The sequence below is a fragment of the Pseudomonas fluorescens genome, from assembly GCF_902498195.1.
Taxonomy (GTDB): domain Bacteria; phylum Pseudomonadota; class Gammaproteobacteria; order Pseudomonadales; family Pseudomonadaceae; genus Aquipseudomonas; species Aquipseudomonas fluorescens_BU.
Map to the genome: position 1 here is coordinate 572,349 of NZ_CABVIY010000002.1, position 13,168 is coordinate 585,516.

Genomic DNA, 13,168 nt, shown 5'->3' on the forward strand with positions numbered 1-13,168 from the left:
GAGCGTTGTGATCAGTGATTGACAGGGCTGACCAGCACTTCCTGGCCTTTAACGTAGTCGACGCCCAGTTCCACCGCGTGATGTTGAGTCGTGGTGAAAATCAGTTTGTCGTTGGTTTTGATGCTTGCCCAGATTGCATAGGTGTGGCCGGGCAGGACATCTGCCAGGTTATACGTGAGGTTGAAGTTCAATCCTGTGGTTTCTGCGTGTGGGGTAACTTGACAGGCAAGCTCTTTGGCCGGCGCATCTGCCAGCGAGACATCCCGCAGGCTGACATAAAGGGTCGAGTTTGGCGGCAATGCACTCTTTTGGAGATAACGCACGATACCGCCGATGGTTTTTACCGATTCGTTGCTCATATTGATTTCCTTATCAATGGGATCGTCGTAAATGACGAACGCTGAGCCTATCGTCAATGCAACTGAAACTGATGTAGGAGCACACGTCGGTGCCGGTGCGAATGCGTGACCGTCGACATCAGAAGCATCCTTGCCCCTGACGATGTCTGGCGCGTTCAGGTGCGCTCGACAAGATCCGCAGCATCCTCACTGCGATGCAACGCCACCTGCCGGATCGACAGGCGTATCTCTGCCGGCAACACCCGCTTGGCCGCGCCCTCGGCCAGTTCGCCGAGCAGTTCGTGATAGCCCAGCTTGCCGGCTTCGTCGCGCTTGAGCACGTCGAGATCCAGCAGGGTCTGGATGAAGTGGCGAAACAGGCTCTTGTCGAAGAATTCCGGTGCGTTCAGGCCGTGCAGGATCGACAGGCGCTGGGCCATGACGGTACACAGGTCTTCCAGTTCTTCGGCGCTGATGCTGTTCTGGCCGCTGTTGAGCAGCAGGGACACGGTCATGTAGAAGCGCTGCAAGGTCTGGGCGATGCTTTTCGACAGCAGTGTCAGCAGCACGAAATGCCGCGAACTCGGCGCCGGGCGCAGGTAGACGTCGTTTTCGAAGCGCAACAGGCCCTGCTCGACGAACGCCTCCAGCCATTGATCGATCACCCCATCCAGTTCGTCCAGCGACCAGCGAATGAACAGCTCGGCTTGCAGGTACGGGTACAGCGCGCGGGTGTAGCGCAGGATCTGTTCGCGGCTCATGCGCGACGCGCTCTGGAAGAAACTCGCCAGCAACGCCGGCAGCGCGAAGATGTGCAGCACGTTGTTGCGGTAGTAGGTCATCAGGACGGCGTTCTGCTCGTCCAGATAGAGAATCTTGCCCAGCGCATCGCTCTGCTCGGACAACAGGTCCATGTCCTTCACATGCTCGATCAGCGCGCGGCCGTCGCCCTCTGGCAGCGTGGTGTGCTTTGAGTACGGCACTTTGCGCAACAGCGCCAGGTACAGGTCGAGCACCCGCGCCATGGCACGATCGTCCAGCGCCAGGCGGCTGGTGGACAGTAGCGCCAATGCCACCAGGTTGACCGGATTGATGGCCGCCGCTTCGTTCAGATGCTGTGCGACTTTCTCGCCCAGGCGGTTGGTGGTCTCGTTGAGCCAGGCCGGCTTGAATTGCGGGCCGAGTTCCTGTTTGCGCCAGTCCGGCTGTTCGCTGTCGAGAAACTCGGCGAGTTTGATCGGCTCACCGAAGTTAACCGCCACCTGGCCGAAACGCTGCTTGAGCGCGCCGATGACTTTGAAAATGTCGAAGATCGACTCTTTCTTCTTGCTCGCCCCGCGCAATTCTCCAAGGTAAGTGCGGCCCTCCAGCACGCGCTCGTAACCGATGTACACCGGTATGAACACGATCGGCGTGCGCGAGGAGCGCAGATAGCTGCGCAGGGTGATCGCCAGCATCCCGGTTTTCGGTTGCAGCATGCGCCCGGTGCGTGAACGGCCGCCCTCGACGAAGTACTCCACCGGGAAACCCTTGGTGAACAGGGTGTGCAGGTACTCGTTGAACACCGAGGTGTACAGCGGGTTGCCCTTGAAAGTTCGGCGCATGAAGAACGCACCGCCGCGACGCAGCAGGCCGCCGATCCCTGGCATGTTGAGGTTGATCCCGGCGGCGATGTGCGGCGGGGTCAGGCCGTTGCGAAACAGCAGATAGGACAGCAGCAGATAGTCGATGTGGCTGCGGTGGCAAGGTACGTAGATCACTTCGTAACCCGGTGCGACCTTCTGCACGCCCTCGATGTTGTTGACCTTGATGCCGTCGTAGATTTTGTTCCAGAACCAGCTCAGCACCACTTCCATGAAGCGGATCGCGGTGTAGGTGTAGTCCGAGGCGATTTCGTTGCCGTAGCGCAGGGCCTGGGCCTTGGCTTTTTCCGGGGCGATGTTTTCGCGTTCGGCTTCGTCGAGGATCGCCTGCTTGACCAGCGGCTGGTTGACCAGGCCCTTGACCAGATTGCGTCGGTGGGAAATGTCCGGGCCGATGACCGCCGCCTTGAGGTTGCGGAAGTGCACCCGCAGGATGCGTTGAGCCATGCGCACGGTGCGTTCATGACCCTTGTTGTGTTCGATCAGCTCGCGCAGGTGGATCGGCGCGGAGAACTGCACGCGGGTCTTGCGCCCCAGCACGATGATGCTGAGCAAGCGGCGCAGGCGCCCGGTGACCGCCCAGCTGTCGGCAAACAGCAGCTTCCACGGGCTCGATTCGCTGTCCGGCGACTGGCCCCAGAACACGCTGACCGGAATGATCTGCGCGTCTTCGGCGGCGTTCTGGCTGAGAGCGCTGACCAGGCGGGTCAGGGTCGGCGGTGCGCCGCGCTTGTCCTGGCGGCCGAGCCAGTCCGGGTCTGGCGTCAGGTAGAAGAACGCGGCCGGTTCCAGCAGGTTGCCCACCGACACCGGCAGCACCGGGCGCGGCAGGCCGGCCTTGCTGCATTCGGTGTCGACCACGGCAAGGTCGGTCAGCGAAGGGTTTTGCAGGACGTAGAACACCGGGCGACTGCGGTCGAGGTTGAGGGTGAACGACGACTGGTTGATCGTCTCCGAGCGAACCCAGAGGTACAGCAGTCGGCGCAGGGTGCCAAACACAAGACGGCGGAACGGGGAACGGGTCATACGGCATCTGCATGAGTGGATAAAACCGAGCAATTGCTCGGGCGGGCGTTAGTGTGCCGGATTCGCTGAAAATCGGCAAAAAAGCAGCCAGGTAAACTCCTGTTGAGAGTTTTGGTGCCTGTCATATACTCGGCGCTCTGTCGCCGCTGCCCTTCATGGGACGGCATGTGCAGGCTGACGTTCCCGAGGCTTTCCTGCGAAAAGCCCGATCAATAATAAAAAAGGAGTATGAACAGATGGCAACACGTGAAACCGGCAACGTGAAGTGGTTCAACGACGCCAAGGGCTACGGCTTCATTCAGCGCGAGGACGGGGTGGATGTGTTCGTGCACTACCGCGCGATTCGCGGCGAGGGGCACCGCTCGCTGACCGAAGGCCAGCAGGTCGAGTACGCGGTGGTGGAAGGGCAGAAGGGGTTGCAGGCTGAGGATGTGGTGGGGCTGTAAACCGAGTCTTCGCAACACCCAAAACCAATGTGGGAGCGGGCTTGCTCGCGAATGCGGTGTGTCAGTGAACGTCAATGTCTACTGGCATACCGCATTCGCGAGCAAGCCCGCTCCCACATTCGATCGGTGTATGGCTGTCAGGCGGTTTTCCAGGTGATTTCTTCTTCACCATCGGCGCTGATGCGCATCCAGCGATCTGCCGTCTCTTCGCCTTCTTCCTCGACCCAGGTGCCCGGTGCGCAACGCACTTCGACGTTCAGCGCGGCAAACGCGGCGCGGGCGCAGGCGATGTCGTCGTCCCACGGGGTCTGGTCGCTTTCCAGGTACAGGCTGTTCCATTTTCCGACGGCTTTGGGCAACCAGGTCACTGGCACATTGCCGGCCTTGCACTTGTAGGTCTGGCCTTTCTGCACCCAGTCGGTGCACGGCCCCAAGGCCGAGCCGAGCCAGGCGGAAATGGCCTTGTGGTCGACGTCGGCGTCTTTCAGGTAAATCTCGATATCGGGCTGGCGCATGGATGTCCTCACTGCGTGTCTGAAAAATCCATTCGCGGATTTAGCCGGTCTTGAGCCATTGCCCAAGACCCAAAAGAATCATGATTGAAGTACGAAATAATCGTAGCGCATCGAGACGGTGACCTCGAACGGCTCTACTTGCTCGATCACCGCTGCCCGGCGCTCGGCGCTGGCACGCCAGCCGTGAGGCGTCATGGCCAGCAGGTTCGCCCGGTCCTGGCCGCTGACCAGCGTCAGTTTGAACTCCAGGGTCTCGCTGTGTTGCAACGCCATGCCTTCGGGCACCAGGGCCAGATGCTTGTCGTCGGTGTATTCCCGCACTTCGTCGTACAGCCGCTCGCGCAATTCCATCAGGTGGCCGCTGGTCGGCCCGACTTTCATCAGGCCGCCACCAGGGCTGAGCAGGCGTTTGGCTTCCTCCCAGTCCAGCGGGCTGAAAACGCTGGCCAGGAACTGGCAACTGGCCGACGCCAGCGGCACCCGGGCCATGCTGGCGATCAACCAGGTCAGCTTGGGGTTGCGTTTGCAGGCGCGCTTGACCGCTTCCCGGGAAATGTCCAGGGCGTAGCCGTCAGCGTCCGGCAGGGCCTCGGCGATTTGCGCGGTGTAATAACCCTCGCCGCAACCAATGTCGACCCAGCGCTGCGGCGCGTAACCCGCCGCCAGTTCCGCCAGGCGTCTGGCCACCGGCGCATAGTGCCCGGCGTTGAGGAAGTCGCGACGGGCTTCGACCATCGCCTGGTTATCCCCAGGGTCACGGCTGTTCTTGTGCTGCACCGGCAACAGATTCAGGTAACCCTGGCGCGCACGGTCGAAGCGATGCCCGGCGGGGCAGGCCACGCCGTTGTCCACCGCGTTGAGCGGTTCGCTGCAGATCGGGCAAGCGAGCATCAGGCGAGCAACTTGACGAGAGTCTGGTAGTAGATTTCGGTCAGCACATCGAGGTCGGCCGCCAGCACGCGCTCGTTGACCTGGTGGATCGTCGCGTTGACCGGCCCCAGCTCGACCACTTGCGTGCCCATGGTCGCGATGAAACGCCCGTCGGACGTGCCGCCACTGGTGGAAGCCTTGGTTTCGCGGCCGGTGATGTCCTGGATGCTCGACGACACCGCGTCGAGCAGCGCGCCCGGTTCGGTGAGGAACGGCAGGCCGGACAGCGCCCAGTCGATGTGCCAGTCCAGGCCGTGCTTGTCGAGGATGTCGGCGACGCGCTTTTGCAGGCCTTCGACGGTGGATTCGGTGGAGAAACGGAAGTTGAACACCGCCACCAGGTCACCGGGGATCACGTTGGTCGCGCCGGTGCCGGAATTGACGTTGGAGATCTGGAAGCTGGTGGGCGGGAAGAAATCGTTGCCTTGATCCCAATGCTCGGCGGCCAGTTCTGCCAAAGCGGGGGCGGCGAGGTGGATCGGGTTCTTGGCCAGGTGCGGGTAGGCTACGTGCCCCTGCACACCGCGCACGGTCAGCTTGGCGCCGAGGGAACCGCGACGGCCGTTCTTGACCACGTCACCCACCAGGGTGGTGCTCGACGGTTCGCCGACGATGCACCAGTCCAGACGCTCCTTGCGGGCGACCAGGCGTTCGATCACCGCCTTGGTGCCGTGGTGCGCCGGGCCTTCTTCGTCACTGGTGATCAGGAAGGCGACCTTGCCCTTGTGGTCCGGGTAGTCGGCGACGAAACGCTCGGCCGCCACGGTCATGGACGCCAGGCTGCCTTTCATGTCCGCCGCGCCACGGCCGCAGAGCATGCCGTGTTCGTCGATCACCGCGTTGAACGGGTCGATCTGCCACGCGGTCACGGGACCGGTCGGCACCACGTCGGTGTGACCGGCGAAGCACAGCACCGGGCCGTCATGTTTGCCGTGGGTGGCCCAAAAGTTATCCACATCTTCGATGCGCATCGGTTCCAGCATGAAACCGGCATCGCCCAGGCGCTGCATCATCTGCTTCTGGCAATCGGCGTCGACCGGCGTCACGGACGGACGGCGGATCAGGTCGATGGCGAGTTGAAGGGTCGGCGAAAGGTCGGCGTGGGCCGTCATGGAAAACTCCGAAAACATGAAATGGGGCACCGGGCTTTAATGTGGGAGCGGGCTTGCTCGCGAATGCGGTGGGTCAGTCAACATAAACGTTGATTGTTACACCGCATTCGCGAGCAAGCCCGCTCCCACAGGAGATTGACCGTCAACAAGACCGTACATCACGCCAAGCCCCGCAAAATGGCGGTTATCTTAAAGCAAAACGGCGACCATTGGCCGCCGTTTAGTGCATCGGAGAAGATTTAGACCGCTGGCGCCGTCTCGGCTTCGGCCGCCGGTTTTGGCAGCGAAGACAGGAACGCCATGATCAGCGCCGCCAGGTACGGCAGCGACTGCACAAGCAACATGGTCACCCAGAAGCGCATGTCGTTGCTCGGCATGCCGTTCACCAGGTAAATCCCCAGCGCCGCGCCCCACAGCAACAACATGATGAACACCTCTTCCCGGGCTTCCGAAATCGCTACCCAGAAACCATGGTTATCGGCGTTCTTCGGCGTGCGGAAGAACGGAATGCTGCTGGTGAAGAAGCCGTACAGCACCGCTTTGGCAATGGTGTGCGACAACGCCAGCCCGGCCAGTGCCGCGCAGAACGCATCTTTCAGGTTCACGCCCACGGCGCGACGGTAAAGGAAGATGATCTTGCCGACCTTGAACACGAACAGCGCCAGTGGCGGGATCGCGAAAATCAACAGCGGCGGATCGACCCGTTGCGGCACGATGATCATTGCCGCCGACCACAACAGCGCGCCGACGGTGAAGAAAATGTTCATGCCGTCCGCCACCCACGGCAGCCAGCCCGCGAGGAAGTGGTAGCGCTGGCCACGGGTCAGCTCGGTGTCCTTGCCGCGCAACAGGCTGCGGGTGTGACGCTTGATGATCTGAATCGCGCCATAGGCCCAGCGGAAACGCTGTTTCTTGAAGTCGATAAAGGTATCGGGCATCAGGCCCTTGCCGTAGCTGTCGTGGTAATACGCCGCCGACAGGCCTTTTTCGAAGACCCGCAGGCCCAGTTCGGCGTCCTCGCAGATGCACCAGTCGGCCCAGCCCAGTTCTTCGAGCACCGAGCGACGGGTCATGGTCATGGTGCCGTGCTGGATGATCGCGTCTCGGTCGTTGCGGGTGACCATGCCGATGTGGAAGAAGCCTTTGTATTCGGCATAGCAAAGCTTCTTGAAGGTGCTTTCGTTCTGGTCGCGGTAGTCCTGCGGCGACTGCACCACGGCGATTTTCGGATCGGCGAAGTGCGGCACCATGTGCTTGAGCCAGTTGGGGTGTACGCAGTAATCGGAGTCGATCACGGCAATCACTTCGGCATCCTTGGCGGTGTGCGGAATCAGGTAATTCAGCGCGCCACCCTTGAAGCCGGCCAACGGCGCGACATGGAAGAACTTGAAGCGCGGGCCGAGGGTTTCGCAGTAATCGCGCACCGGCTCCCAGACCGCCGGGTCCTTGGTGTTGTTGTCGATGATCAGGACTTCGAAATCCGGATAGTCGAGGTTGGCCAGGGCGTTGAGGGTCTGTTTGACCATCTCCGGCGGCTCGTTGTAGCACGGGACGTGGATCGAGACTTTCGGTCGGTAGTTCGAATCACCGACCACCGGCAGGAATTCCCGGCGCCGCTTGTGAATCCACACCGCTTCGGCCAGTTCGTGAGCCTCGGTCAGCAACACGATGAACACCCCTAGGGCGCCGAGCGCCAGCAGGATACCCACCGTCAGGCTGAACCAGGTGCTGTATTGCAGGCTGTAGTCATAGCCGATCCACACCAGCACCGAACCGCAAAGGAATGCGATGAAGGTCAGGAAGGTGCGACCACGCTGGCGCAGGGCCGAACCGTCGATCATCAGCAGGGTCAGCGACAACAGCGCCAGCACCACTGAGCCGACCGCCAGCACCTTCCATTGCGGGATGGCGACGACCGGGCCTTCGAAGTTGAATTTCTGCTGGCGCGCGGCGTTGAACACACCCCAATAGGCGCCTACCGAGCCTTCATCACTGGCTTTCCACGGCTGGTCGAACGCTTCGATCACGAAGTAGTTGAAACCCTGGCGGTTGAGCTTGTTGACCAGGGTGCGCAAGTAGATCGCCTGGTCCGCCGGCGACGCATCGGCGCCACCACGCATGCGGCCGTTGCTCGGCCAGCCCACTTCGGACAGCAGCAGCGGTTTTTTCGGGAACAGTTTTTTCAGGTCGCGGGCGCGGTCGAGGACGAACTGACCGGCCTTGTCCATCGGGATGAATTCCCAATAAGGCAAGACGTGCGCGGCGATCAGGTCGACGTGCTTGGCCAGTTCCGGGTGTTCTTCCCAGACGTGCCACTGCTCGGACGTGGTCACCGGCACCTTCACGGCGGCGCGGACACGGTCCAGCAACACGCTGAGTTCCTGGGCGGTGATTTCCTTGCGAAAGATCGCTTCGTTCCCCACCACCACGCGAACCACACTGCGCGAGGAGTTGGCGATTTCGATGGCGCGGGTGATTTCCCGTTCGTTGCGTTCCTGGTCCGGGCTGATCCAGATCCCCAGCGTCACCCGCAAGCCGAACTCTTCCGCCAGCTTGGGGATGTTCTCCAGCGAACCGTCGACCGAGTAAGTCCGGATGTTGTCCGTCAACTTGCTCATGATCTCCAGGTCACGGCGCATCTGGTCGTCAGTCGGATACTGCTCTTTCTGTGGGAATTGGCCTTGCTGGAACGGCGAATACGAGAATCCGGAAATCTGTTCGGGCCAGTTGGGGGCGGTGACCGGGCGATTGATCAACGCCCAGAAGCCGGTAAACAAGGCAGCGATGGCAAGCACCACCACCAGGTTGAGTCCAAATTTACGCGATGACATGGTTATTTCGGGTTCCAAAGGCTGTGGAACGAGGGAACGGTCGGCGGCCGTAAAAGGGCGCGCATCCTACACCGGCAATTCGCTGAACGCACATCGGACAGGGAAATACCGGACATTGGGCAATCGGCTTTCACATAAGTTCTTACACTTGTAGTTCGAAACTTAATTCTCTTTGCCGGGAAGCCCTATAATGCGCGCCGGTTTTTGAGGTGTTGGTCATGAGTACAGAAGATCCACGGTTTGCCGGCATCGCCCGTTTGTATGGCATCGAAGGGCTCGAACGCTTGCGCGCGGCCCATGTGGCGATCGTCGGCGTCGGCGGCGTCGGTTCCTGGGCGGCGGAAGCCATGGCCCGCTGCGGCGTGGGCGAGATTTCGCTGTTCGACCTGGATGACGTCTGCGTCAGCAACGCCAACCGTCAGTTGCACGCCCTGGACAGCACCGTCGGCAAACCCAAGGTCGAGGTGATGGCTGAGCGCCTGCGCGGGATCAACCCTGACTGCACGGTGCACGCGGTGCCGGATTTCGTCACCCGCGAGACCATGGCCGAGTACATCACGCCCAATATTGACTGCGTGATCGATTGCATCGACAGCGTCAACGCCAAAGCGGCGCTGATCGCCTGGTGCAAGCGGCGCAAGATCCAGATCATCACCACCGGCGGCGCGGGCGGGCAAATCGACCCGACGCTGATCCAGGTCTGCGACCTCAACCGTACCTTCAATGACCCGTTGGCCTCGAAAGTACGCTCCACCCTGCGCCGCGACTACGGTTTTTCGCGCACCGTGACCCGTCATTACAGCGTGCCGTGCGTGTTCTCCACCGAACAACTGCGCTACCCGAAACCGGACGGCAGCATTTGTTTGCAGAAGAGTTTTGTCGGCGATGGCGTGAAGCTGGACTGTGCGGGGGGCTTTGGCGCGGTGATGATGGTGACGGCGACGTTTGGCATGGTCGCGGCGACCAAGGCGGTGGACAAGATTGTGTCGGGGGTGCGGCGGCCGGCGGAGCGGGTGAAGCCTCAGGTTTAATGGTCGTTGCCGAGGGCCTCTTCGCGAGCAAGCCCGCTCCCACAGGGACACGCATTCCAGTGTGGGAGCGGGCTTGCTCGCGAAGGCGATTATCCAGCCAACTCATTCATCCGCTGAAGTACCGCATTCAAACCATTGCTGCGCGACTGTGACAACTGGCGACCCAGCCCCAACTGATTGAACCAGTCCGCCAGATCCACCTGCTGCAACTCTGCCGCCGACAACCCATTGACCCGCGCCAGCAGCAGCGCCACCAACCCGCGAATCAAACGGGCATCACTGTACGCACGAAACTGCCAATGTCCGTCATGTAAATCACCCACCAGCCACACCTGGCTTTCACAGCCGTGCACGCGGTTTGCGTCGCACATTTGCACATCGCTCAATGCCGGCAGGCGTTCGCCCCACTGCATTAACAGACGGGCGCGTTGTTCCCAGCCAGCGGCATTTTGAAAGGTGTCCAGCGCCGTTACGGCCTCGGCAGGCAGGCTCATCGCAGCAACTCCAGCGCTTGATCCAGCGCTTCAAAAAACCGTTCCAGGTCCTCGGAATCGTTGTACAGCGCCAACGACACCCGTATCGCCCCGGCCAGTTCATAGCTTTTGAGCAACGGCATGGCGCAATGATGGCCGGCCCGCACCGCGATCCCTTGTTCGGTCAGCAGATGCGCCAGGTCCGAGTTATGCACACCCTCGACGGTGAAACTGGCCAGTGCCACCTGCGGTTTGCCCAGCAGGCGGATGCCGTTGCGTGATTCAAGGCCTTTGAGCAGGTAGTCGTGCAAGGCCGCTTCATGGGCGGACACGGCGTCCTGATCGAGCCCGGCGAGGTAGTCCAGGGTCGCGCCCAGGCCGATGACGCTGGAAATCGGTGGCGTGCCCGCCTCGAAACCCAGCGGTGCCGGGCGGAAACGTGCCTGGTGGTAGTTGGCGTCCAGCACCATCTCACCGCCGAACTGCCAGGGACGCAATTGGCCAAGTGCTTCATGACGTCCGTACAGCACACCCAGGCCATCGGGGCCGTAGAGTTTGTGACTGGAGAACACGTAGAAGTCGCAACCGAGCGCCTGCACGTCATGCCGGCCATGGACCACGCCCTGGGCGCCGTCGATCACCGTCAGTGCGTTGTGTGCCCGGGCCATCGCCAGCAGCGCGGGCAGGGGTTGCCAGGCGCCGATCACGTTGGACAGCTGGCTGACCGCCAGCAGGCGCGTGCGTGGACCGATCCGTTGTGCGGCGGCTTCGAGGTCGATCACGCCGTCGGCATCCAGTGGCAGGATCACCAGCTTCAGCTCGCGGCGGTGCGCCAGTTGCTGCCACGGCAGCAGGTTGGCGTGATGCTCCAGGGCGCTGATGACGATCTCGTCGCCTGGATTGAATAAGTGTTCCAGGCCATAGGCCAGGAGGTTCAGCGCAGACGTCGCGCCGTGGGTGAAGATGATCTGCCCGCGATCACCGGCATTGAGCCATTGCGCGGCTTTGTGGCGGCTGTCCTCGAATGCCTGGGTGGCGTGGGCGCCGGGCAAGTGTTGCGCCCGATGCACGTTGGCCGCGCCGTTGGCGTAGTAGTGCGCCAGGGCATCGAGCAGGGCTTGGGGTTTTTGCGTGGTGGCGGCGTTGTCCAGATAGGTCTGGCCTTGCCGTTGCAGCGCGGCGATGGCCGGGAAGTCGGCGCGCCAGGGGGAGGGAGTCATCATGATGTTGGGCCTTTACGCCTGACCTGCAGGAGCGAGCATGCTCGCTCCTGCAGGAATCGACTGACGCTTAGTTGTGAGCGTGCAGCGCTTCGTTCAGTTCGATGGCCGATTTGTGGGTTTTGCACTCCACGGCACCGGTTTCCGAATTGCGGCGGAACAGCAGGTCGGTCTGGCCGGCCAGTTCACGGGCCTTCACGACTTTGACCAGTTGGTTTTTCTCGTCCAGCAGCGCCACTTTGGTGCCGGCGGTGACATACAGGCCCGACTCTACAGTGTTGCGGTCGCCCAACGGGATACCGATACCGGCGTTGGCGCCGATCAGGCAGCCTTCGCCGACCTTGATCACGATGTTGCCGCCGCCCGACAGGGTGCCCATGGTCGAGCAACCGCCGCCCAGGTCCGAACCCTTGCCGACGAATACGCCCGCCGATACGCGGCCTTCGATCATGCCCGGGCCTTCGGTGCCGGCGTTGAAGTTGATGAAACCTTCGTGCATCACGGTGGTGCCTTCGCCGACGTAGGCGCCCAGGCGCAGACGGGCGGCGTCAGCGATACGCACGCCGGCCGGTACCACGTAGTCGGTCATTTTCGGGAACTTGTCCACCGAGAACACTTCCAGCAGCTCGCCGCGCAGGCGGGCTTCGAGTTGATGCTCGGCCAGTTCGGACAGGTCGATGGCGCCCTGGCTGGTCCAGGCCACGTTCGGCAGCAACGGGAAGATGCCGGCCAGGTTCAGGCCGTGTGGCTTGACCAGACGGTGGGACAGCAGATGCAGCTTGAGGTAAGCCTCAGGGGTCGACGACAGCTGGGCATCTTCAGCGAGCAGGGTGGCGACCAGCGGCTTGTGGCTCTCGGCCAGGCGGGTCAGCAGGGCAGCCTGGATTGCGTCGACGCCTTTGACGGCTTCCGCCAGTTGCGCAGCCTGGGCGGTGGTGAAGGCGATGGCCTGGTTGCCTTCGCTGTAGCCCAGGATTGGCGCGATGGCAGCGAGCAGTTCTGCCGACGGGTTGAGCAATGGCTGTGCGTAGAACACTTCCAGCCAGGCGCCTTGACGGTTTTGAGTGCCGACACCGAAGGCCAGGCTGAACAGGGTAGTGGACATGTTGATACCTCTAACAAATTGAAACGGGCTGCTTACTTGAGCGCGGCCGCGTAGATATCTGGCTTGAAGCCAATCAGGGTTCGGTCTCCGAGATCGAGCACCGGGCGCTTGATCATCGAAGGTTGTGCGAGCATCAGGTCGATGGCTTTCGACTGGTCGAGATCGGCTTTGCGTTCGTCGTCGAGCTTGCGAAAGGTCGTGCCGGCACGGTTCAACACCACTTCCCAGCCGTGCTCGTTGCACCATTGGGTCAGGTGTTCACGGTCGATGCCGACCGCTTTGTAATCATGAAAGTCATAGCTGACAGCGTGTTCATCGAGCCAGGTGCGCGCCTTTTTCATGGTGTCGCAGGCTTTGATGCCGAAAAGGTGCAACGTTTTGCTTGAAACGGTCAAGGAATCGCCCCCTTTACAGGTGCTGGAGAAAAAGGTGTCGGATTATGCCATGACCGGACGGTTTCGCGGCGGCTGTGGTCGGGTTTGTCATTGTGTCATGGCA

The 13,168-nt window shown here is 61.6% G+C and carries 12 protein-coding genes; 2 read left to right on the plus strand and 10 right to left on the minus strand.

Translation table 11 applies throughout. From position 1 onward, the window contains the following. Positions 1 to 11: 11 nt before the first annotated feature. Both F8N66_RS08030 and plsB read right to left on the minus strand, forming a co-directional pair. Positions 12 to 359, minus strand: a complete 348-nt coding sequence (locus tag F8N66_RS08030) for a YbaY family lipoprotein (RefSeq protein ID WP_150769676.1) — start codon at positions 357 to 359, stop codon at positions 12 to 14. Between the two features lie 155 nt (positions 360 to 514). Further along, a complete protein-coding gene (plsB, locus tag F8N66_RS08035) occupies positions 515 to 3,007 on the minus strand; it encodes a glycerol-3-phosphate 1-O-acyltransferase PlsB (RefSeq protein WP_150769677.1) in 2,493 nt (830 codons plus the stop codon). 236 nt (positions 3,008 to 3,243) lie between these two features. Here plsB and F8N66_RS08040 point away from each other — a divergent pair, with 236 nt between their 5' ends. Then, positions 3,244 to 3,453: a cold shock domain-containing protein gene (locus tag F8N66_RS08040; RefSeq protein WP_007954750.1), complete on the plus strand. Its 210-nt coding sequence runs from the start codon at positions 3,244 to 3,246 to the stop codon at positions 3,451 to 3,453. Positions 3,454 to 3,590: 137 nt separating this feature from the next. Here F8N66_RS08040 and F8N66_RS08045 read toward each other — a convergent pair whose 3' ends face one another. The 4 genes from F8N66_RS08045 to F8N66_RS08060 all read right to left on the minus strand — a co-directional run bounded on the left by F8N66_RS08045 (position 3,591) and on the right by F8N66_RS08060 (position 8,841). Then, the gene (locus F8N66_RS08045; RefSeq protein ID WP_150769678.1) at positions 3,591 to 3,968 is read right to left on the minus strand and encodes a hypothetical protein; all 378 of its coding nucleotides are present in this window, start codon (positions 3,966 to 3,968) and stop codon (positions 3,591 to 3,593) included. 78 nt (positions 3,969 to 4,046) lie between these two features. Further along, a complete protein-coding gene (locus tag F8N66_RS08050) occupies positions 4,047 to 4,859 on the minus strand; it encodes a putative RNA methyltransferase (protein WP_150769679.1) in 813 nt (270 codons plus the stop codon). Beyond that, the gene (dapE, locus tag F8N66_RS08055; RefSeq protein ID WP_150769680.1) at positions 4,859 to 6,010 is read right to left on the minus strand and encodes a succinyl-diaminopimelate desuccinylase; all 1,152 of its coding nucleotides are present in this window, start codon (positions 6,008 to 6,010) and stop codon (positions 4,859 to 4,861) included. The genes F8N66_RS08050 and dapE overlap by 1 nt, the downstream gene beginning before the upstream one ends. Positions 6,011 to 6,249: 239 nt before the next feature. After that, on the minus strand, positions 6,250 to 8,841 hold the full coding sequence (locus tag F8N66_RS08060; RefSeq protein ID WP_150769681.1) for a glycosyltransferase: 2,592 nt from the start codon (positions 8,839 to 8,841) through the stop codon (positions 6,250 to 6,252). A gap of 218 nt (positions 8,842 to 9,059) precedes the next feature. Between F8N66_RS08060 and tcdA the strand changes: the two genes are divergently transcribed. Next, the gene (gene tcdA / locus F8N66_RS08065; RefSeq protein WP_412070721.1) at positions 9,060 to 9,872 is read left to right on the plus strand and encodes a tRNA cyclic N6-threonylcarbamoyladenosine(37) synthase TcdA; all 813 of its coding nucleotides are present in this window, start codon (positions 9,060 to 9,062) and stop codon (positions 9,870 to 9,872) included. Between the two features lie 89 nt (positions 9,873 to 9,961). On the opposite strand, the gene F8N66_RS08070 is transcribed toward tcdA, so the two are convergent. The 4 genes from F8N66_RS08070 to F8N66_RS08085 all read right to left on the minus strand — a co-directional run bounded on the left by F8N66_RS08070 (position 9,962) and on the right by F8N66_RS08085 (position 13,011). Next, positions 9,962 to 10,366, minus strand: coding sequence for a SufE family protein (locus F8N66_RS08070; RefSeq protein WP_150769682.1), 405 nt, complete (start codon positions 10,364 to 10,366; stop codon positions 9,962 to 9,964). Next, positions 10,363 to 11,568: an aminotransferase class V-fold PLP-dependent enzyme gene (locus F8N66_RS08075; RefSeq protein WP_150769683.1), complete on the minus strand. Its 1,206-nt coding sequence runs from the start codon at positions 11,566 to 11,568 to the stop codon at positions 10,363 to 10,365. The genes F8N66_RS08070 and F8N66_RS08075 overlap by 4 nt, the downstream gene beginning before the upstream one ends. A gap of 67 nt (positions 11,569 to 11,635) precedes the next feature. Next, entirely contained in the window at positions 11,636 to 12,670 is a 1,035-nt protein-coding gene (gene dapD, locus F8N66_RS08080; protein ID WP_150769684.1) for a 2,3,4,5-tetrahydropyridine-2,6-dicarboxylate N-succinyltransferase, read from the minus strand. Positions 12,671 to 12,702: 32 nt separating this feature from the next. After that, a complete protein-coding gene (locus tag F8N66_RS08085; protein ID WP_412070730.1) occupies positions 12,703 to 13,011 on the minus strand; it encodes an arsenate reductase in 309 nt (102 codons plus the stop codon). Positions 13,012 to 13,168: the final 157 nt, after the last annotated feature.